This window comes from Methylobacterium terrae, assembly GCF_003173755.1.
GTDB lineage: Bacteria > Pseudomonadota > Alphaproteobacteria > Rhizobiales > Beijerinckiaceae > Methylobacterium > Methylobacterium terrae.
This window is the reverse complement of record NZ_CP029553.1, coordinates 2,932,488-2,955,656: the sequence shown is the minus strand read 5'-3', so window position 1 is coordinate 2,955,656 and position 23,169 is coordinate 2,932,488. Positions and strand designations below refer to the sequence as shown.

At 69.1% G+C, this 23,169-nt stretch carries 22 protein-coding genes and 4 tRNA genes; 1 reads left to right on the top strand and 25 read right to left on the bottom strand.

The window, feature by feature from the left end:
- Nucleotides 1–51 precede the first annotated feature (51 nt).
- From DK419_RS13630 to DK419_RS13530, 21 genes are all read right to left on the bottom strand, one after another.
- Nucleotides 52–1,725, bottom strand: a complete 1,674-nt coding sequence (locus tag DK419_RS13630; RefSeq protein ID WP_109959557.1) for a ribonuclease J — start codon at nucleotides 1,723–1,725, stop codon at nucleotides 52–54.
- Between the two features lie 203 nt (nucleotides 1,726–1,928).
- Entirely contained in the window at nucleotides 1,929–2,729 is an 801-nt protein-coding gene (locus DK419_RS13625; protein ID WP_109959556.1) for a biotin--[acetyl-CoA-carboxylase] ligase, read from the bottom strand.
- A 4-nt stretch (nucleotides 2,730–2,733) separates the two neighbouring features.
- On the bottom strand, nucleotides 2,734–4,179 hold the full coding sequence (nuoN, locus tag DK419_RS13620; RefSeq protein WP_109959555.1) for an NADH-quinone oxidoreductase subunit NuoN: 1,446 nt from the start codon (nucleotides 4,177–4,179) through the stop codon (nucleotides 2,734–2,736).
- Between the two features lie 10 nt (nucleotides 4,180–4,189).
- Nucleotides 4,190–5,710, bottom strand: coding sequence for an NADH-quinone oxidoreductase subunit M (locus DK419_RS13615; protein WP_109959554.1), 1,521 nt, complete (start codon nucleotides 5,708–5,710; stop codon nucleotides 4,190–4,192).
- Nucleotides 5,711–5,732: 22 nt separating this feature from the next.
- Nucleotides 5,733–7,856 carry an NADH-quinone oxidoreductase subunit L gene (gene nuoL / locus DK419_RS13610; RefSeq protein WP_109959553.1) on the bottom strand — a complete coding sequence of 708 codons (2,124 nt, stop codon included), beginning with the start codon at nucleotides 7,854–7,856 and terminating at the stop codon, nucleotides 5,733–5,735.
- Between the two features lie 81 nt (nucleotides 7,857–7,937).
- Entirely contained in the window at nucleotides 7,938–8,243 is a 306-nt protein-coding gene (gene nuoK, locus DK419_RS13605; RefSeq protein WP_048425446.1) for an NADH-quinone oxidoreductase subunit NuoK, read from the bottom strand.
- A gap of 142 nt (nucleotides 8,244–8,385) precedes the next feature.
- A complete protein-coding gene (locus DK419_RS13600) occupies nucleotides 8,386–9,006 on the bottom strand; it encodes an NADH-quinone oxidoreductase subunit J (protein ID WP_109959552.1) in 621 nt (206 codons plus the stop codon).
- Between the two features lie 154 nt (nucleotides 9,007–9,160).
- Nucleotides 9,161–9,649 (bottom strand): NADH-quinone oxidoreductase subunit NuoI, encoded by a 489-nt coding sequence (gene nuoI / locus DK419_RS13595; protein ID WP_048431985.1) that lies wholly within the window; start codon nucleotides 9,647–9,649, stop codon nucleotides 9,161–9,163.
- Nucleotides 9,650–9,671: 22 nt separating this feature from the next.
- Nucleotides 9,672–10,694, bottom strand: a complete 1,023-nt coding sequence (nuoH, locus tag DK419_RS13590; RefSeq protein WP_109959551.1) for an NADH-quinone oxidoreductase subunit NuoH — start codon at nucleotides 10,692–10,694, stop codon at nucleotides 9,672–9,674.
- Nucleotides 10,695–10,707: 13 nt separating this feature from the next.
- On the bottom strand, nucleotides 10,708–12,789 hold the full coding sequence (gene nuoG / locus DK419_RS13585; protein WP_109959550.1) for an NADH-quinone oxidoreductase subunit NuoG: 2,082 nt from the start codon (nucleotides 12,787–12,789) through the stop codon (nucleotides 10,708–10,710).
- A 99-nt stretch (nucleotides 12,790–12,888) separates the two neighbouring features.
- Nucleotides 12,889–14,190 (bottom strand): NADH-quinone oxidoreductase subunit NuoF, encoded by a 1,302-nt coding sequence (nuoF, locus tag DK419_RS13580; protein WP_109959549.1) that lies wholly within the window; start codon nucleotides 14,188–14,190, stop codon nucleotides 12,889–12,891.
- 49 nt (nucleotides 14,191–14,239) lie between these two features.
- Nucleotides 14,240–15,361 carry an NADH-quinone oxidoreductase subunit NuoE gene (gene nuoE / locus DK419_RS13575; RefSeq protein ID WP_109959548.1) on the bottom strand — a complete coding sequence of 374 codons (1,122 nt, stop codon included), beginning with the start codon at nucleotides 15,359–15,361 and terminating at the stop codon, nucleotides 14,240–14,242.
- A gap of 60 nt (nucleotides 15,362–15,421) precedes the next feature.
- Nucleotides 15,422–16,612: an NADH-quinone oxidoreductase subunit D gene (locus tag DK419_RS13570; protein WP_109959547.1), complete on the bottom strand. Its 1,191-nt coding sequence runs from the start codon at nucleotides 16,610–16,612 to the stop codon at nucleotides 15,422–15,424.
- A 6-nt stretch (nucleotides 16,613–16,618) separates the two neighbouring features.
- Nucleotides 16,619–17,281, bottom strand: a complete 663-nt coding sequence (locus tag DK419_RS13565) for an NADH-quinone oxidoreductase subunit C (RefSeq protein ID WP_109959546.1) — start codon at nucleotides 17,279–17,281, stop codon at nucleotides 16,619–16,621.
- Between the two features lie 9 nt (nucleotides 17,282–17,290).
- Nucleotides 17,291–17,872 (bottom strand): NuoB/complex I 20 kDa subunit family protein, encoded by a 582-nt coding sequence (locus DK419_RS13560; RefSeq protein ID WP_109959545.1) that lies wholly within the window; start codon nucleotides 17,870–17,872, stop codon nucleotides 17,291–17,293.
- 48 nt (nucleotides 17,873–17,920) lie between these two features.
- Nucleotides 17,921–18,286, bottom strand: coding sequence for an NADH-quinone oxidoreductase subunit A (locus tag DK419_RS13555; protein ID WP_048453080.1), 366 nt, complete (start codon nucleotides 18,284–18,286; stop codon nucleotides 17,921–17,923).
- Between the two features lie 323 nt (nucleotides 18,287–18,609).
- Nucleotides 18,610–19,173 carry a CAP domain-containing protein gene (locus DK419_RS13550; protein WP_109959544.1) on the bottom strand — a complete coding sequence of 188 codons (564 nt, stop codon included), beginning with the start codon at nucleotides 19,171–19,173 and terminating at the stop codon, nucleotides 18,610–18,612.
- Nucleotides 19,174–19,278: 105 nt separating this feature from the next.
- Nucleotides 19,279–19,587 carry a methyl-accepting chemotaxis protein gene (locus tag DK419_RS13545; protein ID WP_162561225.1) on the bottom strand — a complete coding sequence of 103 codons (309 nt, stop codon included), beginning with the start codon at nucleotides 19,585–19,587 and terminating at the stop codon, nucleotides 19,279–19,281.
- 119 nt (nucleotides 19,588–19,706) lie between these two features.
- A tRNA-Asp gene (locus DK419_RS13540) sits at nucleotides 19,707–19,783 on the bottom strand.
- Nucleotides 19,784–19,843: 60 nt separating this feature from the next.
- A tRNA-Asp gene (locus DK419_RS13535) sits at nucleotides 19,844–19,920 on the bottom strand.
- A gap of 45 nt (nucleotides 19,921–19,965) precedes the next feature.
- Nucleotides 19,966–20,042, bottom strand: a tRNA-Asp gene (locus DK419_RS13530).
- A 195-nt stretch (nucleotides 20,043–20,237) separates the two neighbouring features.
- Between DK419_RS13530 and DK419_RS13525 the strand changes: the two genes are divergently transcribed.
- Nucleotides 20,238–20,313: transfer RNA gene (locus DK419_RS13525), tRNA-Val, on the top strand.
- 124 nt (nucleotides 20,314–20,437) lie between these two features.
- Here DK419_RS13525 and DK419_RS13520 read toward each other — a convergent pair.
- The 4 genes from DK419_RS13520 to DK419_RS13505 form a co-directional block, all read right to left on the bottom strand.
- Nucleotides 20,438–21,592 (bottom strand): site-specific integrase, encoded by a 1,155-nt coding sequence (locus tag DK419_RS13520; protein WP_109959542.1) that lies wholly within the window; start codon nucleotides 21,590–21,592, stop codon nucleotides 20,438–20,440.
- Between the two features lie 208 nt (nucleotides 21,593–21,800).
- Nucleotides 21,801–22,160, bottom strand: a complete 360-nt coding sequence (locus DK419_RS28605; RefSeq protein WP_162561224.1) for a hypothetical protein — start codon at nucleotides 22,158–22,160, stop codon at nucleotides 21,801–21,803.
- The gene (locus DK419_RS13510) at nucleotides 22,150–22,545 is read right to left on the bottom strand and encodes an SLOG family protein (protein WP_109959541.1); all 396 of its coding nucleotides are present in this window, start codon (nucleotides 22,543–22,545) and stop codon (nucleotides 22,150–22,152) included. Before DK419_RS13510 ends, DK419_RS28605 begins: the two co-directional genes overlap by 11 nt.
- A complete protein-coding gene (locus tag DK419_RS13505) occupies nucleotides 22,535–23,035 on the bottom strand; it encodes a DUF1643 domain-containing protein (RefSeq protein WP_109959540.1) in 501 nt (166 codons plus the stop codon). The genes DK419_RS13510 and DK419_RS13505 overlap by 11 nt, the downstream gene beginning before the upstream one ends.
- Nucleotides 23,036–23,169 lie beyond the last annotated feature (134 nt).

Sequence of the window (23,169 nt, the reverse complement as noted above, 5' to 3'; positions counted from 1 at the left end):
TACCCGCACCATCCTGGAAGAACGTCGGCTTTCAGCCGACGCCCCCTGCCCTCACACCTCCACGACCATCACGTGGCAGGCGGGCTTCTTGCCCCACACCTCGTTGACGGCGGAGCGGATCGACCGGTCGACGGCGTTCTCGACCGCCTCCGAGTCGCGCCGCTTGACCCGCGACAGGTTGCTGAGCGTCCGCTCGACCGCGTCGCCGATCACGTCGATGACCACCTCGCCCTTCCGGCCGTAGCTCGGCAGGCCCATCAGGTCGATCGAGGGTTCGCCCTTGAGCTCGCCGTTCTTGTCGAGGGCGATCGCCACCGAGACGATGCCCGTGAAGGCGAGCTTGCGCCGCTCGGGGATCGCGCGGTCGTTCGAGTCGACCAGGACGTTGCCGTCCTTGTAGATCCGGCCGCTCTTGACGTGGGTGACGATCTCCGGCTCGCCCGGCGCGAGGCGGATCAGCGTGCCGTTGCGGGCCTTGACCACCTGCTCGACGCCCTGCTTGCGGGCGAAGGTGGCGTGCTCGGCGAGGTGCAGCGCCTCGCCGTGCACCGGCACCGCGATGCGGGGCTTCGTCCAGCGATACATCGCCGCCATCTCGTCGCGCCGCGGGTGGCCCGAGACGTGGACGAGTTCGGTGCGATCGGTGATGACCTGGATGCCGGCCTCGATCAGGTCGTTGATGATCGCGCCGACCGCCCGCTCGTTGCCCGGAATGGCGCGCGAGGAGAAGATCACCCGGTCGCCGGGCGAGAGCGCGATCTCCGGGTGCTCCTCGCGCGAGACCCGGGCGAGGGCCGCCCGCGGCTCGCCCTGCGAGCCGGTGAGGAGCGCCACCACCTTCTCGCGCGGTAGGTAGCCGTAGGCCTCGGCGCCGCGGATCTCGGGCAGCCCGTCGAGGTAGCCGCATTCGCGGGCGACGTCGATGACCCGGTCCATGGCGCGGCCGACCGCGACGACGTCGCGGCCGCAGGCCTGGGCGGCGAGGCAGACGGCGCGCATGCGCGCGACGTTCGACGCGAAGGTCGTGACCGCGACCCGGTGCGGCGAGGTGCGGATCAGCTCGGCGAGGTGGTCGGCGACCTCGGACTCGCTCGGCGAGCGGCCCTCGCGGGTGACGTTGGTCGAATCGCAGACCAGCGCCAGCACGCCCTCCTCGCCCAGCCGCGTGAAGGTCTCCTCCGACGTCGAGTTGCCGGCGACGGGCGTGTCGTCGAGCTTCCAGTCGCCGGTGTGGAGCACCATGCCGAGCGGGGTGCGGATCGCCAGGGCGTTGGCCTCGGGGATGGAGTGCGCCACCGGCACGTACTCGATCGAGAACGGGCCGAGGTTGAGGCGCCCGTCGGCCGGCACCTCGCGCATGTCGACCTTCGGGGCGCCCGGCTCGCCGAGGCGGCGGGCCTCGATCAAGTTCTTGGTGAAGCGGGTGGCGTAGATCGGCACCTTGAGCTTGGGCCACAGCTCGCCGATGGCCCCGATATGGTCCTCGTGGCCGTGGGTGATCAGGATCCCGAGCAGGTTCTCGCGGTGCTCCTCGGCGAAGCTGATGTCCGGGTACATCAGGTCGACGCCCGGCATGTGCTCCTCGCTGGCGAAGCCCATGCCGAGATCGACCATGATCCACTTGCGCGCTTTCGGCGGTCCGAAGCCGTAGAGGCCCGCATTCATGCCGATCTCGCCCACCCCGCCGAGGGGCACGAAGATCAGCTCATCTCCCTTGTTCGCCATCGTCTTCCATCACCAACCCGGACCGCCGTCGCGGTCCCACTCGAGGAACGGCCTCGTCTGCCGTCACGGTCACGGCGCCGTCATGTTCCGTCTGCGGCCGGAAACGGCCGCGCGGCGGCGACGCCCGGGGGGCGCCCCGCCGCTCGAATCCAAAAGGTCCGAGGGGGCGTCGTCGCCGCTCCGGGCGCCGTCCCGCCTCCCCGTCAGGCCGCTGTCGCGGCCGTGCCGAAATGCACCTCGCCGGCGGAGACCGCCAGAGGTGTGCCGTCGTGCAGGCGAACGACCAGCCGCCCGCCCTCGTCGATCGTCTCGAAGGTTCCCGACGCGGTCCGCCCGCCGCTCTGGACGTTCACCGTCCCCCCCAACCCCGCCGCGGCGGAGAGCCAGGACTGGCGGATGCACGGGAAGCCGCGGCCCTCGTCCCACAGCCGCTCGGCCTCGACCCAGGCGGCACTCAGCAGGCGAAACAGGCCCGGCGCGTCGACCGCGCAGCCGGCCTGGGCCAGCGAGGTCGCCGCGTAGGGGAGCCCGTCGGGCGCCCCGGCGACGTTGATGCCGATCCCCACGGTGACGAAGGCGCCGCGCCCCGGCAGCGTCTCCATCTCGAGCAGGATGCCGACGAGCTTGGCGCCGTCGAGTAGGACGTCGTTCGGCCATTTCAGCCGGAAATCGGGACCGCGACCCTCGACGCCCGGGCCGCAGGCGCGGCGCAGAGCCCGCTCGACCGCGACGCCGGCGACGAAGCCGAGGGTCGCCACCCGGTCCGGCGCGAGGCCGGCCGGCACCGGCCAGAGCAGGCTCGCGGCGTGGTTGCCGGGGATCCAGCCCCATCCCTTGCCGCGCCGGCCGCGGCCGCCGGTCTGCTCGCGGGTGACGACCCAGAGCGGCCCGGGCTCGCCGGCCCGCGCGCGCTCGAGGGCCTGCGTGCTCGTCGAGCCGAGGCTGTCATGGACCTCGAGGCGGTAGCCCGCGGCCGTGGCCGCGGGGTCGAGCACGAAGGTCATGCGGCTAGAACAGCGACTTGGCGGCGGTTCCGGCCAGCCCGACCAGCGGCGCCGGCACGAGCCAGAACAGGAGCACCACCACGCTCGACAGGCCGAGCACGATGCGAAGCCCCGGGCCCATCGGCTCGTAGGATTCCGCCGGCTCGTCGAAGTACATCACCTTGACGAGGCGCAGGTAGTAGTAGGCGCCGACCACGCTCGTCACCACGCCGATCACCGCCAGGGTGACGAGGTTCGCCTTGATGGCGGCGGCGAAGACGTAGAACTTGGCGAAGAACCCGGCGAGCGGCGGGATGCCGGCGAGCGAGAACATCATCATGGCGAGCAGGAACGCGACCAGCGGGTGGGTGCGCGACAGGCCCGACAGGTCGTCGATGGTCTCGTACATCCGGCGGCCGCGGCGCAGCGACAGGATCACCGCGAAGGCTCCGAGCGTCATGGCGAGGTAGATCGCCATGTAGATCACGACGCCGCGCACCCCTTCCTGCGTGCCGGCGGCGAGCCCGATGAGCGCGTAGCCGACATTGGCGATGGAGGAGTAGGCCATCAGGCGCTTGAGGCTGCGCTGGCCGATCGCCGCGAAGGAGCCGAGCGCCATCGAGGCGATCGACACGAACACGATGATCTGCTGCCACTCGGGCGTGATCACCGGGAAGGCGCCGATGAACACGCGCACGGCCATCGCCATGGCGGCCATCTTCGGCGCGGAGGCGAAGAAGGCGGTGACCGGGGTCGGCGCGCCCTCGTAGACGTCCGGCGTCCACATGTGGAACGGGACGGCGGCGAGCTTGAACGACACGCCGGCGGCGACGAACACGACGCCCAGCACCACGCCGAAGCCCGAGCCCTCGCGGAGCGCGGTGACGATGTGCGGGAACGAGACGGTGCCGGTGAAGCCGTAGACCAGCGAGGCGCCGTAGAGCAGCATGCCGGAGGACAGCGCGCCGAGCACGAAGTACTTCAGGCCGGCCTCGGTCGAGCGGACATCGTCGCGGTGGAACGAGGCGATGACGTAGGCCGCCAGGCTCTGCAGCTCGAGGCCCATGTAGAGCGCGATCAGATCGTTGGCCGAGGCCATGATCATCATGCCGATCGTCGAGAGGACGATCAGGATCGGGTACTCGAACCGGGCGATGCGCTCGCGCTCGAAATGCTCCTTGGCGAGCAGGATGGCGGCGGCCGACCCGATCAGGGTCAGCGCCTTCATGATCCGGGCGAACCCGTCGACGATGAAGGAGCCGTTGAAGGTGGTGACCTTCGTGGCGAAGGGCTGGCTGACCACCGCGAACAGCGCGAGGATCAGCAGGATCAGGGCACCGACGCTGACGCCGTCGGTGGAGCGCTCGCCCTTGAAGGCACCGTAGAGGATCAGCACCAGGACGCCGACCGACAGGATCAGCTCCGGCAGGGCGGGCCCGATGGCGGGCAGGACGATCTGAGCGGCGTTCATCGCGAAAAACTCAGTGCGGGACCGGCAGGGCCGCGGCGGCGGTCTGGGTCGTGGAGAGGGCGGCGCGCATGCCTTGCATCAGCGCGTCGGTCGAGGGCGCGAAGACGTCGAGGATCGGGCCGGGATGGACGCCGTAGTAGATCGTCAGCGCCACGAGCGGCGCGAGGATCAGCATCTCGCGGCGGTCGAGGTCGGTGATCCCCTGCAGGCTCGGCTTCTCGAGCTTGCCGTAGACCACGCGGGCGAACAGCCACAGGGCGTAGGCCGCCGACAGGATGATGCCGAAGACCGAGAAGAACGACACCATCGGGTTGGCCCGGAAGGCGCCCAGCATCGCCAGGAACTCGCCGACGAAGCCCGAGGTGCCCGGCAGGCCGACATTGGCCATGGTGAACACCATCATGGCGACCGCGTAGAGCGGCATCCGCTTGACGAGGCCGCCATAGGCCGAGATCTCGCGGGTGTGCATCCGGTCGTAGATCACGCCGACGCAGAGGAAGAGCGCGCCCGAGACGATGCCGTGCGAGATCATCAGGAACAGGGCGCCCTGGATGCCCTGCTCGTTCATCGTGAACAGGCCGAGCGTCACGAAGCCCATATGCGCCACGGACGAGTAGGCGATCAGCTTCTTGATGTCGGTCTGCACCAGCGCGACCAGCGAGGTGTAGATGATCGCCACCACCGACAGCGTGTAGACCATCGGGGCGAAATAGTGGGAGGCGTCCGGGAACATCGGCAGCGAGACCCGGATGAAGCCGTAGCCGCCCATCTTCAGGAGGATGCCCGCCAGGATGACCGAGCCGGCGGTCGGCGCCTCGACGTGGGCGTCGGGGAGCCAGGTATGGACCGGCCACATCGGCATCTTCACCGCGAACGAGGCGAAGAAGGCGAGCCAGAGCCAGATCTGCATGTTCGCCGGGAAGCGGGTCTGCAGCAGGGTCGGGATGTCGGTCGTGCCGGCCTGCCAGTACATCGCCATGATGGCGAGCAGCATCAGCACCGAGCCGAGCAGGGTGTAGAGGAAGAACTTGAACGACGCGTAGATCCGGCGCTTACCGCCCCAGATGCCGATGATCAGGAACATCGGGATCAGGCCGGCTTCGAAGAACAGGTAGAACAGCACCAGGTCGAGAGCGCAGAACACGCCGATCATCGTGGTCTCGAGGACCAGGAACGCGACGAAGTACTCCTTCACCCGATGCTCGATCGAGAGCCACGAAGCGCCGATGCAGAACGGCATCAGGAAGGTGGTGAGCAGCACAAGCGGCATCGAGAAGCCGTCGACGCCGAGCTTGAACCGGATGGTGTCGGTCAGCCAGGCATGGGTTTCGACGAGCTGGAACTGCGCCGTGGTGGCGTCGTAGCGACCCCAGGCGACGAGCGACAGCAGGAAGGTGACCAGGGTGGCGATGAGCGCCGCCCAGCGGGCGTTGCGCCGGACCGATTCGTCGTCGCCGCGGAGCGTCAGGATGAACGCGGCGCCGACGAGCGGCACGATGAGGAGGCCGGAGAGGATCCCGAGGCCGAGCATGATTCTCTGTTCTCCGGTCAGGTCAGTGGGTGGCCGCGGAGACGCCGGTAATCAGGTACCAGCTCACGAGGGCGGCGACGCCGACCAGCATCACGAAGGCGTAGTGGTAGACGTAGCCGGTCTGGAGGCGGACCACGCCGCGGGTGACGTCGACGACGCGGGCGGCGATGCCGTTCGGGCCCATGCCGTCGATGACGCGGCCGTCGCCGACCTTCCACAGGAACTCGCCGAAGCCCTTGGCCGGGCGGACGAAGATCCGGTCGTAGATCTCGTCGAAGTACCACTTGTTGAGCAGGAAGCGATACAGCAGCGGCTGGCTCTCGGCGAGCTGATGCGGCAGTTCCGGCCTGCGGATGTACATCCAGAAGGCGAGCAGGAAGCCCAGCATCAGCATTACGAAGGGCGAGTGCTGCACCCAGGCCGGCGCGTTGTGGATGTCGTGCATGATGTGGTTGTCCGGACCGTGCGCCAGCGCGCCCTTCCAGAACTCGTCCATGCCCTCGCCGATGAAGCGGTTCTTGAACACCATGCCGGCGAAGAGCGCGCCGACCGCCAGGATCGCGAGCGGGATCGTCATCACCCGCGGGCTCTCGTGCGGGGTGTGGGCGTGGTGGTCGTGGTGCTCGATCGCCGAGTGCGAGGCCGGCTCGACGTCGTGGCCCTTGACGTCGTGGGCGACGCCCTCGTGGTGGCCCGGCGCACCGTCGGCCTGCGCCGAGGAGGCGTGAGCCACCGCGTGATGCGCATGCGCGTCGGCGTGATGGTCGTCATGGCCGTGGCCATGCGCGGCCTGCCAGCGGGCGCGGCCCTCGAAGGTCAGGAAGAACAGGCGCCAGGAGTAGAACGAGGTGAAGAAGGCCGCGATGACGGTCGCCAGGAAGGCCAGCACGTGGCCCGGCCGGGTCGACATGTAGGCCGCCTCGATGATCGCGTCCTTCGAGTAGAAGCCGGCGGTGAACGGGAAGCCGATGAGCGCGAGCGTCCCGATCGCCATCATGGCGGTGGTGAAGGGGATGTAGCGGCGCAGGGCCCCCATGTTCCGCATGTCCTGCTCGTGGTGCATCGCGTGGATGACCGAGCCGGCGCCGAGGAACAGCAGCGCCTTGAAGAAGGCGTGGGTGAAGAGGTGGAACACGCCCGCCGCGTAGGCGCCGACGCCGAGCGCCACGAACATGTAGCCGAGCTGCGAGCAGGTCGAGTAGGCGATGACGCGCTTGATGTCGTTCTGGACGAGGCCGACGGTGGCGGCGAAGAAGGCCGTGATCCCGCCGATCACCGTGACGACGATCAGCGCGTTCGGCGCCGCGTCGAAGAGCGGCGACAGGCGGGCGACCATGAACACGCCGGCGGTCACCATGGTGGCGGCGTGGATGAGCGCCGAGACCGGGGTCGGGCCCTCCATCGCGTCCGGCAGCCAGGTGTGCAGCAGGAACTGGGCCGACTTGCCCATCGCGCCCATGAACAGCAGCAGGCAGCAGATGGTCAGCGCGTTCCAGTCGTAGCCGAGGAAGTGGTACGTCGCGTCCTTGAGCTCGGCCACCCTCGGGAAGATGCCGTCGAAGGAGACCGCGCCGAACAGCACGAAGCAGAGGAAGATGCCCAGCGAGAAGCCGAAATCGCCGACGCGGTTGACGATGAACGCCTTCATCGCCGCGGCGTTGGCCGAGGGCTTCTCGTACCAGAAGCCGATCAGCAGGTACGAGGCGAGGCCGACGCCCTCCCAGCCGAAGAACATCTGGACGAGGTTGTCCGACGTCACCAGCATCAGCATGGCGAAGGTGAACAGCGACAGATAGGCGAAGAACCGCGGCCGGTGCGGGTCCTCGTGCATGTAGCCCATCGAGTAGAGGTGGACGAGCGCCGAGACGCTGTTGACCACGACCAGCATCACCGCGGTGAGCGTGTCGGCCCGGAAGGCCCAGTCGACCGTGAGGCCGCCGGCGGTGAACCAGGTCGCGACGTGGTGCTTGACGGCGCCGTGGCCGTGGCCGCCGGTCACCTCGAAGAAGGCGACCCAGGACAGCAGCGCCACGAAGACGAGGATGCCGGTGGTCACCACCTCGCTGGCCCGCGGGCCGATGCGGCGCCCGAACAGGCCGGCGACGAGGGCGCCGATCAGGGGCAGGAAGACGATCGCGTGGTACATGCTCGGGGTCCGGCCTCGCGTGGCTCTTGCCGCTGCGGCACTGGTTCGGGGAAAAGGGTCGAGGGCTCCGTCGAAGCCGCGTCAGCCCTTCATCATGTTGACGTCCTCGACGGCGATCGACCCGCGGTTGCGGAAGAACACCACCAGGATGGCGAGGCCGATCGCGGCCTCCGCGGCGGCGACCGTCAGGACGAACAGGGCGAAGACCTGGCCGACGATGTCGCCGAGATGGGTCGAGAACGCCACCAGGTTGATGTTCACCGCGAGCAGGATCAGCTCGACCGACATCAGGATGACGATGATGTTCTTGCGGTTGATGAAGATGCCGAGCACCCCGAGGGTGAACAGGATCGCGGCGACCGTTAGGTAATGGCTCAAACCGATCATCGTGCCTCTCGGCCGCGGGCGGCCGCCTTCGTGTCGCGAGGCGTCCGGCGCCCCGCCGCTCGTGTCGTCAGCATCGCGAGGCCTCGACCGGCCCCGCACGAACTCGTCTCGGACCGCGACGCCCGTCAGACTTCGACGCCCATCAGACCTCGACGCCCTGGCCCGTGGGCACCTGGCGCACCTCGACGGCGTCGGCCTGGGTGCGGGCGTTCTGGATCGCGATGTCCTGGCGCTTGACGCCGGGCCGGTCGCGCAGGGTCAGCACGATCGCGCCGATCATCGCGACGAGCAGGATCAGCCCGGCGACCTGGAAGAAGAAAAAGTAGTTGGTGTAGAGAACGAGGCCGAGCGCCTGCGTGTTGGTCACCGTGTCGCCGCCCGGCGCCACCGCCAGCGGGCCGTGGACCAGGCCGGGATCGATCGCCCAGGAGCCGACGACGAGGAGCAGCTCGACCAGGAACACCGCGCCGATCAGGCCGCCGACCGGCAGGTAGTCCTGGAAGCCCTGGCGCATCGCCGCGAAGTCGACGTCGAGCATCATCACGACGAACAGGAACAGCACCGCGACGGCACCGACATAGACCACGACCAGGATCATGGCCAGGAACTCCGCCCCCATCAGCACGAACAGCCCGGCGGCGTTCACGAAGGCAAGGATGAGGAAGAGCACCGAGGTGACGGGGTTGCGCGAGGCGATCACCATGAAGCCCGAGGCGACGGTGATCGCGGCGAACAGATAGAAGAAGGCGGCGGCTGCGGTCATGCGCTGAATTCATGCCGCCTGGCGGCGGCCTCCTGCCCGACCCCCGGAGCGTGCCGGCGGCCCGTCTATAGAACCCGCCCCCGCGGCGCACAACCGGGGGAGCGGCGAATGTGTCGTCGATGGGGGGAGGATCACCGCCCTCCCCCGGATCCGCTCAGCGGTAGGGAGCGTCGGCCGCGATGTTGCGGGCGATCTCGCGCTCCCAGCGGTCGCCGTTCTCGAGCAGCTTGGCCTTGTCGTAGAGGAGCTCCTCGCGGGTCTCCACCGAGAACTCGAAGTTCGGCCCCTCGACGATGGCGTCCACCGGGCAGGCCTCCTGGCACATGCCGCAATAGATGCACTTCACCATGTCGATGTCGTAGCGCGTGGTGCGCCGCGTGCCGTCGTTGCGGCGCGGGCCGGCCTCGATGGTGATGGCCTGGGCCGGGCACACCGCCTCGCACAGCTTGCAGGCGATGCAGCGCTCTTCCCCGTTGGGGTAGCGCCGCAGGGCGTGCTCGCCGCGGAAGCGCGGGCCGCGATGGCCCATCTCGAAGGGATAGTTGATCGTCGCCTTGGGCTTGAAGAAGTAGCGCATCGCCAGGGCGAACCCGGTGACGAACTCCTTCAACAGCAGGCCGCGGGCGACCTGGTCGAGCTTCATGGCTCGTTCTCCGACGGTTGGGTCACGAGACCGGCGCGAGGCCGGTCAGCTTCAGGACGAAGGCGACGACGAAGACCATGACCAGCGAGAGCGGAAGGAACACCTTCCAGCCCAGCCGCATGAGCTGGTCGTAGCGGTAGCGCGGCACCATGGCCTTCACCATGGCGATCATGAAGAACAGGAAGCTGGCCTTCAGCGCGAACCAGATCAGGCCCGGCACCCAGGTGAAGGGCGCGAACGGGATCGGCGAGAGCCAGCCGCCCAGGAACAGGATCGTGCCGAGCGCGCACATCGTGACGATGGCGACGTACTCGCCGAGCATGAACAGCAGGTACGGGGTGGAGGAGTACTCCACCATGTAGCCGGCGACGAGCTCCGACTCGGCCTCGGGCAGGTCGAAGGGCGGGCGGTTCGTCTCGGCGAGCGCCGAGATGAAGAACACCACGAACATCGGGAACAGCCACAGCCAGTACCAGCCGAGGATGCCGAGCGAGGTGTCCTGCGCCCGCACGATCTGCGACAGGTTGAGCGAGCCGGCGCACATCAGCACCGTGATGATCACGAAGCCGAGCGAGACCTCGTAGGACACCATCTGGGCGGCCGAGCGCAGCGCGCCGAGGAAGGCGTATTTCGAGTTCGAGGCCCAGCCGCCCATGATGACGCCGTAGACGCCGAGCGACGAGATCGCGAAGATGTAGGTCATGCCGACGTTGATGTCGGCGATGGCCCAGCCGTCGGCGAGCGGGATCACCGCCCAGGCGGCGAGCGCCAGGGTGGCGAAGATCAGCGGCGCCAGGAGGAACAGGCTCTTGTTGGCGCCCGCCGGGATCACCGGCTCCTTCAGCACGAACTTCAGCAGGTCGGCGAAGGATTGGAACAGGCCCCACGGCCCGACCACGTTCGGCCCGCGGCGCAGCTGCACCGCCGCCCAGATCTTGCGGTCGGCGAGCAGCGCGTAGGCGATGAAGACGAGCAGTGCCACGAGGAGCACGACGCTCTTCAGCGCCACGAGGAGGACGGTGCCCAGCACCTCCCAGACGGTCATCGGTCGGTGCTCCTCATTCCGCCGCTTCGAGGGCCCGCCCGCGGGCGAGACCCGAGCATTCGGCGAGCACCCGCGAGGCGCGGGCGATCGGGTTGGTGAGATAGAAATCCGCGATCCCCGGACGGAACGGCTCGCGGCCGGGCTCGCCCGGGAGACCCGCGAGGGTCGTCAGCGCGGCGACGCCGTCGCTCGCCGCCACCTGGTCGATGCCGGCGAAGTGCGGGTGCGCCGCGTAGAGCGCCTTGCGGAGCGCGGTGAGCGAGTCGAACGGCAGGCGGCTCCCCAGCACGTCCGACAGGGCGCGCAGGATTGCCCAGTCCTCGCGGGCGTCGCCCGGCGGGAAGGCCGATCGGTTGGCGAGCTGCACCCGGCCTTCCGTGTTGACGTAGGTCGCCGACTTCTCGGTGTAGGCCGCGCCCGGCAGGATCACGTCGGCGCGGTGGGCGCCCTTGTCGCCGTGCGTGCCCTGGTAGACCACGAAGGCGCCCGGGCCGACCTCGACCTCGTCGGCGCCGAGGTTGAACAGCACGTCGAGCGCGCCGGCCTGCACCATCTCGGCGAAGCCCAGGCCGCCCTCCCCCGGCACGAAGCCGAGATCGAGGGCGCCGACGCGGGCGGCCGCGTTGTGCAGCACGCCCAGCCCGTTCCAGCCCTCGGCCTTGGTCCCGAGGCCCTGGACCAGCTTGGCGACCGCCGCGAGGAGCGCCGCGCCGTCCGGCCGGGCGAGCGCCGCCTGGCCGACGATGACGAGCGGCCGCTCGGCGCCCTTCAGCGCCTCGGCGAAGCTGTGGCGGCCCGCGGCCACCTCGGCCAGGGTCTCCGGACCGGCCCCGAGATAGGTGTGGGGATAGGTGAGGTCCGCGTCCTCGCCGATCACGCCGATCTGGATCGGCGAGAGCCGCCAGCGCTTGCGGATGCGGGCGTTGAGGAGCGAGGCTTCCGTCCGCGGATTGGCGCCGACGATCAGGATCGCGTCCGCCTGCTCGATGCCGGCGATGCCGGGGCCGAAGGTGTAGGCGGCCCGGCCCCAGGCCGGATCGATCGCCGCGCCGTCCTGGCGGCAATCGAGGTTCTGGACCTTCAGCGCGCCCATCAGGGTCTTGAGGGCGAAGATCTCCTCGACGCCCGCGAGGTCGCCGACGATCGCACCGACGCGCTTCGGATCCGCACCCTTGAGCTTGGCCGCGATCGCCCCGAAGGCCTCGGCCCAGGTGGCCGGGCGCAGGCGGCCGTTCTCGCGCAGGTACGGCCGGTCGAGGCGCTGCAGGCGCAGGCCGTCGACGACGTGGCGGGTTTTGTCGGAGATCCACTCCTCGTTGATCGCCTCGTTCACCCGCGGCTCGATCTGCATCACCTCGCGGCCGCGGGTGTCGACGCGGATCGCCGAGCCGACCGCGTCCATCACGTCGACGGACTCGGTCTTGTTCAGCTCCCAGGGGCGGACGTTGTAGGATTGCGGCTTGTGGACGAGCGCGCCGACCGGGCACAGGTCGGCGACGTTGCCCTGCAACTCCGATTCCATCGCGCGCTCGAGGTAGGAGGTGATCTCCATGTCCTCGCCGCGGCCGATGGCGCCGAGATCCGGCACGCCGGCCACCTCCGCCAGGAAGCGGACGCAGCGGGTGCAGTGGATGCAGCGGTTCATGGCGGTCCGCACCAGCGGGCCGATATACTTCTCCTCGACGGCGCGCTTGTTCTCGCCGTAGCGGGTCGAATCGACGCCGTAGGCCATGGCCTGGTCCTGCAGGTCGCAGTGGCCGCCCTGGTCGCAGATCGGGCAATCGAGCGGGTGGTTGATGAGGAGGAACTCCATCACCCCCTCGCGGGCCTTCTTGGTCAGGGCCGACTTGGTCGACACCGCCGGCGGTTCGCCGTTCGGGCCCGGGCGGCAGTCGCGCACGGCCCAGGCGCAGGAGGCGACGGGCTTCGGCGCGCCTTTCAGCTCGACGAGGCACATGCGGCAATTGCCGGCGATCGACAGGCGCTCGTGGAAGCAGAAGCGCGGGATCTCCGCGCCCGCGACCTCGCAGGCCTGGAGCAGGGTGTAGTCCGGCGGGACATCGACCTCGATGCCGTCGACGAGAATCTTGGTCATGCGGTCAACTCTCGGGCGAGGTCCGCGGGGCGCGCGTCTCCGCGCGCCGGGCCGGCGAACCGTGAATGCGGATCGGGACGGGTGAGAAACGGCACCGCCTCACTCCGCCGCCATCGGCACCGGGGTCGGGTGCGGGTTGGCGGAGTAGCGGTCGATGCGCTTCTCGATCTCGGGGCGGAAGTGCCGGATCAGGCCCTGGATCGGCCAGGCCGCGGCGTCGCCGAGCGCGCAGATCGTGTGGCCCTCGATCTGCTTCGTCACGTCGAGCAGCATGTCGATCTCGCGCTTCTGCGCCCGGCCTTCCGCCATGCGCAGCATCACGCGCCACATCCAGCCGGTGCCCTCGCGGCATGGGGTGCACTGGCCGCAGGACTCGTGCTTGTAGAAGTACGCGATGCGGGCGATCGTCGCGACCATGTCGGTCGACTTGTCGAACACCATCACGGCGGCGGTGCCGAGACCCGACTTCAGGTTCTTCAGCGTGTCGAAATCCATCGGGGCGTCGATGATCTCGGCCGCCGGCACCAGCGGCACCGAGGAGCCGCCGGGGATCGAGCAGAGCAGGTTGTCCCAGCCGCCGCGCATGCCGCCGCAATGCCGGTCGATCAGCTCGCGGAAGGTGATGCCGAGCTCTTCCTCGACGTTGCAGGGCTTGTTGACGTGGCCCGAGACGCAGAACAGCTTGGTGCCGGTGTTGCCCGGCCGGCCGAGTCCCGCGAACCAGGCGCCGCCGCGGCGCAGGATGGTGCCGGCGACCGCGATCGACTCGACGTTGTTCACCGTCGTCGGGCAGCCGTAGAGGCCCATATTGGCCGGGAACGGCGGCTTCAGCCGCGGCATCCCCTTCTTGCCCTCCAGGCTCTCGATGAGGGCCGTCTCCTCGCCGCAGATGTAGGCGCCGGCGCCGTGGTGGACGTAGATGTCGAAGGGGTAGTCGTGGACGTTGCTCTCGCCGACGAGGCGGGCGGCGTAGGCCTCGTCCACCGCGCGCTGGAGCGCGTGCTTCTCGGCGACGTACTCGCCGCGGATGTAGATGTAGCAGGCATGCGCGCCCATGGCGAAGCAGGCCAGCATGCAGCCCTCGATCAGGAGATGCGGGTCGTGCCGCATGATCTCCCGGTCCTTGCAGGTGCCCGGCTCGGATTCGTCGGCGTTGACCACCAGGTAGTGGGGCCGGCCGTCCGACTTCTTCGGCATGAAGGACCACTTCAGCCCGGTGGGGAAGCCGGCGCCGCCGCGGCCGCGCAGGCCCGATTTCTTCATCTCCTCGATGATCCAGTCCCGGCCCTGCTGGAGCAGGAACTTCGTGCCGTCCCACGCGCCGCGTTTCTTCGCGGCCTCGAGACCGGGGGAGTGGAGACCATAGAGGTTGGTGAAGATCCGATCCTGATCGGCGAGCATGGCGATCGTCCTACAGGCCTGCTGTGAAAGGGGACATCATAGTCGAGTCTTACGGCTTCGGCGTCGGGTCGGCTTTGGGGCCGGGCGGGCCCTTGTCGGCCGCCTTGTCCGCGGGGGTGATGCCGACGGGCTTGGCCTGCGAACCGTCGGTCTTCCCCGGGGCATTCGCCGGCTCGGCGCCGGCCTCCGGCGTGGTGCCCTTGGAACCCGCCACCGGGCGGCCTTCCTCGGGCTTCGAGGGGGTCTCGGTGTAGGAGCGGCCGCTCTGCGGCGTGCCGACCGTCTCCGGGCCGGTGCGCGTCTCGGCGACGGTGGTGCGCTCCGGGGCCACCTGGCCCTTCTCGGCTGCCGTGTCGACCGCGGGCTTGCCGTCCGCCGCGCGCTGCGCCGGGGTGGCGGCGGCAGGGCTCTCGGCCGGCCGGCCGGCATCCGGGCGGGCGGCCTTCGGGTTCGTCGCGGCGGAAGCGTCGGTGCGGGCCTTCTCGCCGGTCGTGTCGGCGCCCTGCTCCTTCAGGCCCTCCTCCTCGAAGCGCTTGCGCCAGGCGCCGACGCGCGAACCGTCGAACAGCGTCTCGTCCTGGAGGGTCGTGACCGCGTCCTTGGGCTCGGAGGAGACGCGGCCGATCTGCGAGCCGGTCTTCACCGGGCGGCCGGCCGCGAGGTCGTCCATCAGCTTGCCGAGGGATTCAGGCGTGAGATCCTCGAAGTAGTCGTGGTTGATCTGCGCCATCGGGGCGTTGCAGCACGCACCCAGGCACTCGACCTCGAGCCAGGAGAAGGTGCCGTCCGGGCTGACATGGCCCGACGGCCCGAGCCGGTCGTGCAGGTACTGCTTCAGCTCGCGGGCGCCGCAGACGTCGCAGGGAGCCGTCCCGCAGACCTGGATCCAGTAGCGGCCGACCGGCTCGAGGGCGAACATCGTGTAGAAGGTCGCGACCTCCAGCACCCGGATATGCGGCATGCCGAGCTGGTCGGCCACCGCTTCAATGGCCTTCTGCGGCAGCCAGCCGCCGTTCTGCTCCTGCGCCTTCCACAGGAGCGGGATCACGGCCGAGGCCTGGCGCCCCTCCGGGTACTTGGCGATCTGCCCCTGGGCCCATTCGGCGTTCTCAGCCGTGAAAGCGAAGCTCTCGGGCTGCTCGGATACCGGGGCAAGTCTGCGGTTGGCCATGTCTCAAACGTCCATGTCTCATACGTCTCCGGCGGGTGCGGCCTCAGGCGCGAAGCGCCCTCACCGGTCCACCTCACCGAACACGATGTCGAGCGTGCCGAGGATGCACGACACGTCCGCCAGCATGTGGCCGCGGCACATCCAGTCCATCGCCTGGAGGTGGGCGAAGCCCGGAGCGCGGATCTTGCAGCGATACGGCTTGTTGGTGCCGTCGGCGACCAGGTAGACGCCGAACTCGCCCTTCGGCGCCTCGACCGCGGCGTAGACCTCGCCGGCCGGGACGTGGAAGCCCTCCGTGTAGAGCTTGAAGTGGTGGATGAGCGCCTCCATCGAGCGCTTCATCTCGCGCCGCGGCGGCGGCGCGACCTTGCCGTCCTGCGTCGCGATCGGCCCCTGGCCGGCCGGCTCGCGCAGCTTGGCGATGCACTGCTTCATGATGCGCACGGACTGGCGCATCTCCTCCATGCGGATGACCTGGCGATCGTAGGTGTCGCCGTTCTTCCCGACGGGGATGTCGAACTCCATCTCGGCATAGGCCTCGTAGGGCTGCGACTTGCGCAGGTCCCACGGGATGCCGGAGCCGCGCACCATCACGCCCGAGAAGCCCCAGGCGAGCGCTTCCTCGACGGTGACGATGCCGATGTCGACGTTGCGCTGCTTGAAGATGCGGTTGCCCATCACGAGGCTGTCGAGGTCGTCGACCACCTGCGGGAAGGTCTCGCAGAACGCCTCGATGTCGTCGATCAGGCTCGGCGGCAGGTCCTGGTGGACGCCGCCGGGGCGGAAGTAGTTGGCGTGGAGACGAGCGCCCGACGCGCGCTCGTAGAAGATCATCAGCTTCTCGCGCTCCTCGAAGCCCCAGAGCGGGGGCGTGAGGGCGCCGACGTCCATCGCCTGCGTGGTGACGTTCAGGAGGTGCGACAGGAGCCGGCCGATCTCGCAGTACAGCGTGCGGATCAGCTGGGCGCGGCGCGGCACCGCGATGCCGAGCAGGCGCTCGATGCCGAGGCAGAAGGCGTGCTCCTGGTTCATCGGCGCGACGTAGTCGAGCCGGTCGAAATAGGGCGTCGCCTGGAGGTAGGTCTTGACCTCGATGAGCTTCTCGGTGCCGCGGTGGAGCAGGCCGATATGCGGGTCGACCCGCTCGACCACCTCGCCGTCGAGCTCCAGCACGAGGCGCAGCACGCCGTGCGCCGCCGGGTGCTGCGGGCCGAAATTGATCGAGAAGTTGCGGATGCTGTGCTCGCCCATGTCGGCTCAGCCTTTCGCCGGTGCCTTGTCGGCCTTCTCGTCGCCCGGCAGCACGTAGTCGGTGCCTTCCCAGGGCGACAGGAAGTCGAAGTTGCGGAATTCCTGCGTCAGTCGCACGGGCTCGTAGACCACTCGGGCCTCGTCCTGGTCGTAGCGGACCTCGACGAAGCCGGTGAGCGGGAAGTCCTTGCGGAGGGGGTGCCCCTCGAAGCCGTAATCGGTGAGCAGCCGGCGCAGGTCCGGATGGCCCGAGAACAGGATGCCGTAGAGGTCGTAGGTCTCGCGCTCGAACCAGTTCGCGGCCGGGAAGACCGGGATCGCGGTCGGGACGGGCGTGCGCTCGTCGGTCTGCACCTTCACGCGGATGCGCCGGTTATGGCGCATCGACAGCAGGTGATAGACGACGTCGAAGCGCTTCGCCCGCGCCGGGTAGTCGGCGCCGCAGATGTCGATGAAGGTCGAGAAGGCGCAGGCCGGGTCGTCGCGCAGGTGGGTCAGCACCCGCACGATCTCGGAGCCCTCGACGATCAGTGTCAGCTCGCCGAAGGCGATCGCCCGGTCGGCGATGGCGCTGCCCAGCGTCGCGGCGAGGGTGTCGGAGAGCGCCTGGAGGACAGCGTCGCCCTGCTCGCTCTGGGTATGGGCCCGGATGGTGATGCCGTTGCTCATGGGTCCGCCTCAGCGCTCGATCGTGCCGGTGCGGCGGATCTTCTTCTGCAGCAGCAGCACGCCGTAGAGCAGCGCCTCGGCCGTCGGCGGGCAGCCGGGGACGTAGATGTCGACGGGCACCACCCGGTCGCAGCCGCGCACCACCGAGTAGGAATAGTGGTAGTAGCCGCCGCCATTGGCGCAGGAGCCCATCGAGATGACGTAGCGCGGCTCCGGCATCTGGTCGTAGACCTTGCGCAGAGCCGGGGCCATCTTGTTGGTCAGCGTGCCGGCGACGATCATCACGTCGGACTGGCGCGGCGAGCCGCGGGGCGCGAAGCCGAAGCGCTCGCAATCGTAGCGCGGCATCGACATCTGCATCATCTCGACGGCGCAGCAGGCCAGGCCGAAGGTCATCCACATCAGCGAGCCGGTCCGGGCCCAGGTGATGAGGTCGTCGGCGGTGGTCAAGAGGAAGCCGCGATCGGCGAGCTCGTCGCTGATCGTCAGGAAGGTCGGGTCGTTGGCGCCGATCGGCTTGCCGGTGGCCGGGTCGAGGATACCCTTCGGCTGCGGCGCGATCGCGGGGGCGCGGACGGATGTGAGGGACATGGTGGGGTCCGGTTCCTACGTCTCGGGGGCGGCTCTACGCGTTCGCTTCTAGTCCCACTCGAGGGCGCCCTTGCGCCACTCGTAGACGAAGCCGACGGTCAGCACGCCGAGGAAGAGCATCATCGACCAGAAGCCGAACCAGCCGAGGTCCCCGAACGTGATCGCCCACGGGAACAGGAAGGCCACTTCGAGGTCGAAGATGATGAACAGGATGGCGACGAGGTAGAAGCGCACGTCGAACTTCATGCGCGCGTCGTCGAAGGCGTTGAACCCGCACTCGTAGGCCGAGAGCTTCTCCGGGTCCGGGCTGTTGTAGGCCACCAGGAAGGGGGCCACGAGGAGCGCCGCGGCGATGAAGAGGGAGACGCCGATGAAGATCACCAGCGGCAGGTAATCCGACAGGAGGCCGTTCATCGAGCATCCTCAAGGGTTGGCACGAGGCCTTTGGTGAGCGCAAGCCTTGGCGCGTGCCCGGGCCGCAACCCGGCCGCCGGGGCCGTTCTCGGAACGGTTCCAAAGCCCGGAAGGTGGCGCGAGGCTTAAACGAGCGGGTATTGCGAAACAAGGGGCGTTCGCATCGCACAAACCGCGAACGTCTGCACGCAAGATAGGGGCTCGGGCCCCGCACACAACGCCCGGAAGGCCAGCCCGACCGGGGAGGATCGTCGCAGGCCCCTGCCCTTCCCGGGCACTTTCAGGGGCTTGGAGGCGGTATTGCGCTGCGGGAAAGGTGTTCCTCAGCCGTCGGAGAGGATCAGCGCCCAGAAGCGCTTGTAGCGGCTGCCGGGCGCGTCGACCCGGGCGATGCCGATCCGCCTGACCTGCGGCATGAGCATGTTGCGGTTGTGCTCGGGGGAGACCTGCCAGCGCTTGAGCACCTCGTCGAAGGTGGTCGAGCCGGCGCTGAGGTTCTCGGCGGCGTAGCGGCCGCCGAAGCCGGCGCGCTTCAAGCGCGCGTCGAAGGTGCCGCCGACCTCGTGCGAGAGCTGGCCGGCCCTGGCGTTGGCCTCGGCCTGGTACGAGGCGGCGCGGATCAGCGAGGAATCGATCGCCACCGGCCCGAGGCCGTGGCTCGCCCGGTAGCGCGAGATCGCGGCGGCCGCCGAGGCCTCGTCGAGGATGACCGGCGTGGTCGGCAGGTCGGGCGCGGGCAGGATGGCCGAGCCGCTGCAGCCGGCGAGCGCCAGCGCCCCGGCGACCAGGGCGCCGGCGAGAGCGGTTTTCGCGACGCCGTGCCCGCCGCGAAGGACGCTCCCTCCCGTGCCGGAGGCGGGAACCGTCGAACGGAACGGATGCGACATTGTCTTCGAGCCCTGGACACGCGGCGCCTCTGCGCGCGGGCGCCACCTGTCGGGCGATTGTGGAGATTTTCGGGGCGCCGCGCCCTGCCGGACGCCGCCCGGGCCTCAGGCGGCCCGCAGGGTGGCGAGGAAGCGGTTCACCGCGGCGCCGATGCTGGCCGATCGCCGCGCGACGGGGCCGGCGGCGGCGAGCACGGGGCGGGCGGCCTCGGCGACGCTGCGCACGATCGCCTGCGTCGCATCGACCTGGGCGGCGATCTCCTGCATCGCCCGGTCGGTCTGGCCGGCGAGCTGCGTGACTTCCGCCGCGACCACCGCGAGTCTGCGCCCGGCCTCCCTGGCCTGCGCCGCCTCGATCGTGGCGTTCAGCGCCAGCAGGTTGGTCTGGGAGGCGACGCCGGGGATCACGCTCATGTTCGACCACGACATCCGTACACCCCGACGCCCGTTCGGAGAGGATCTACGGCAGAGGTGCTCGACATTGCCTTTGCGTAAGGCCGCTTTGTCCGGTCTCGGAGGGGCTTTGCGGCGAGTGGCGCGGGCGACGGGGCTCGAACCCGCGACCTCCGGCGTGACAGGCCGGCACTCTAACCAACTGAGCTACGCCCGCGCGGCGTGCTCGCTCGACAACCCTGACAGCCCGGAGGCTGGCGTTCCTCATGCGAGGAAGTGGCGCGGACGACGGGGCTCGAACCCGCGACCTCCGGCGTGACAGGCCGGCACTCTAACCGACTGAGCTACGTCCGCACAGGGCGCTATGCACTACAGAAACGCCTTTTCCTGTGAGGGAAGTGGCGCGGACGACGGGGCTCGAACCCGCGACCTCCGGCGTGACAGGCCGGCACTCTAACCGACTGAGCTACGTCCGCCCGGCGTCTCGCAGTGCTGCGATGGCCGCGGTGTATGGGGAGCCCCCTGCCCTGTCAAGCCGCCGGCCCAAGAAAGGCGGACGGGGCGGGCGGGGCGGCGGCCGGCCCCTCGCGCTGGGGCTCCGGTGCGCGCGAAGCCTCGTGCACGCGAAGCCTTGCACTCGCGGCCCGAGGCCCTTAACGATGCCGGCACCCGGGCGGTTAGCTCAGTTGGTAGAGCATCTCGTTTACACCGAGAGGGTCGGCGGTTCGAGCCCGTCACCGCCCACCAGGATTTTCGCTCATCTTACATGGGCTTAAGCATTACTGGTGCGGCGCCTTGCGGGGCGGGATGGATTGAGTTTCTGGGGGAGCCCCCGGAAACCCCTATTTTGTGCGCCGCACAATGGGAAATGTCAGCCGCGCCGCCGGCCGGATACGCCCTCGACCACGCCGCGAAGGTGCTCTGGCGCATGGTGGCCGTAGACCCCCTCGACGATCTTCTCGGTGGTCCCCAGCGCGCCCGCGATCAGGCTGAACCGCGCCCCGGACTGCACCGCCCAGGTCGCGAAGGTGTGGCGCAGGATGTGCGGCGTGACCTCTGGGCCGAGCCCGGCCGCCTCCCGAGCCGTGTGCCAGGACCGCCGCATGCGGTCGATCGGCAGCCCCTCGAACTCGACGACGTTCGCGACGCTCTCGCGCTGCCACCGCCTCAGGTGGGCCTGTAGCCGCCGCGACAGCGGGATCGGCGTCCTCCGTTTCGAGCTCTCCCCCTCCCCGGTGCCGCGCCGGTAGAGGATGCCGGCGCGCAGGTCGACCCAACCCGCCGTCGGGCTCGGCATCCACTTCAGCTGCAGGATCGCGTCGTGCCGGGTGCCGGTGTAGAGGCCCACCAGGACGAACCGCGCGACGTGACGGGTCTTGCCTTGCGCCTCGCCGGTCCGCTTCCAGATCTCGCGCCCGGTGACCGGGTGGCGCTCGACCAGGCGGAAGCCGAGCGCAGCCCATAGCAGGCGCGCGGCCTCGGATCGGGTCAGCCAGCGGTCGCGCGGCGGCGCCTTGTCCGGCAGCTTCACCACCACCGGATAGAGGAGCTTGTGCTCCTTGTGCGCGTAGCCGAACGCCGCGCTCATCACCTCGAGTTCGCGCCGGGCGGTCTGCGTCCCGACTCGCGGTGCCGTCTCCGGGTCCTTGTAGCGGGCCTGGGGCATGGCGATCCGCCAGCGGACATACGCCGAGCAGACGTTCGGCGTCGCGTGCGCGACCATCTTCCCGTCGAAGAAGTTGATGAGGTGGGGCAGCGCGCTCCAGACCACGTCAGGCCGCTTCGTGTCGGCCGCGCGCTCGTCGGCGTAGAGGCTCAGGATGTCCGTGATGAGGACGCGAGCGGGATCACCTGTCCCGAAGTCGGGCTTGTGCTTCCGGGCGAGGTATTCTTGCAGCGCTCTTTCAGCCGCTTCACGCTCTCCATAGCTGCAGCCCGTGCTGTGCTCGTCTGAGCCGTCACGGATGCACCAGCGGTCCTCTCGCTTGCGGTAGTAGAGGCGGGCTCCCTTGCTGGGACGAGGCATAATTCGATCATCCGCCTGATGTCGGCTCGCGTGGTGAACTGCTTGCCGGCGATCTTGAACACGTTGAGCCGACCACGGGCGCTCTCCCGGCGCAAGCTGGCGGCGGTGATCCCTGAGCTCGCCGGGAAGCACTGGGCTGCCGCGATGTCGAGGCGCAGGGGCGTGTCATCTGTAATCTCGGGCTCCGCGGACGTGGCGCGCGGCATCGTCAGCCCTCCTCTCCAGCAGTAGGGACCGGGGCGGGACGAGGTCGAAAGACCTCATATGCGGCAGTGGCCTCGCCCAGGTCGCGAACGACTTTGCCGGCATGGCAGGCCGACAGGCGGTTGATCAGATAATCTGCGGCTTCAAGCCCACGGCGCAGCCGGGCGTTCTCGAATTCAAGCAAAGCTCCTTGGCAGCCGCGGCACAGGCAAGCCCATGCTCCGGGCACTACCGGACGACCGTTGACCTCGCAGAGCCATGGGAACGTCGTGGTCTTGATGATGCGCACTCTCGCTGGCTCGGCTTCACCGCGCGCAACGGTGACGGCTTCACGTAGGCCGCGCAGGATCTTCTCACCCGACATGCTCACCTCCCACCTCGACCGGCACCCCTGCGGCGCGGGCGCGGCGAACCATGTCGGCGGTTCCCCGTCCGCCGGGGAACGCGAGCACGAGATCGGGCCGCGCTTCGCGGAGCATCCTGGCGTTCCGCATTGGCCCGGCAGCCCGTCCGTCTTGAGCCCAGTCGGCTGGGAACGTTTCGACGTCGACACCCCAGATGGTCGCCCAGAAGTAGGCTGCCGCATCAGCGCCAGACGCCCCGCCTTCGATGATCGTCAGCGGGCCGCGCTCGTCGCTCAAGGCACCGAGCCTGAAAGCAACATCCAGCATCTGCCGGCGGTCTTTGGTGGCGTAATCCCGTCCCCCGCAGACGAGGACGCGCAGCCCTGCCTTGGTGCTATCGGTCATGAGGGGCCTCCCAGACGGTCAGAGCCCGGTCGTAGGGCTGCATCAGCGGATGAAGCGGATGGCCGTCCTGCGCCGTGCCGAGGCAGTAGAGCGGCACGCAAAGTGCCTCGGCGATGCCGCGGACTTCGTGCCAGCGCGACCGCAGATGGCGCGGCAGCTTCGCGAGCGGCCCCCAGGCGACGATGACCTTCTCGGCATCGCGCATGATGAGCCGGAGATGCGTGCCGGCATCCAGGCCGATCGGGTCGGCTGCTGTGCGCAGCGCCCGAATATCCGTCGCCCGAAAAGCGAACAGGTTGCCGACGATGATCCGGCCGAAGCCGAAGCGCTCGCTGAAGCCACGCACCTTCCGGATCGTATGGTCGTCCTCGGTAGCGTCAGCCGTCGAGGGGTTGACCATGATCCAGGCGACGGACGGTGCGGGCAGGAGGCTAATGTTGCGCTCGAGCCGGTAGCGATAGAGCCCACAGGGAGAGATGATTGCGCTCACCGCTGCTCCTCCCCTCTCGGCGGGGTCGGGGCGGGGGTGGAGGCTGCCGACGGCCGAACGCCCCATCCACAGACTTTCGCCAGCAAGGCGCCCAAGCGCCGCACGAGCCGGGCCCGTGCCATCCGGTCGGCTCG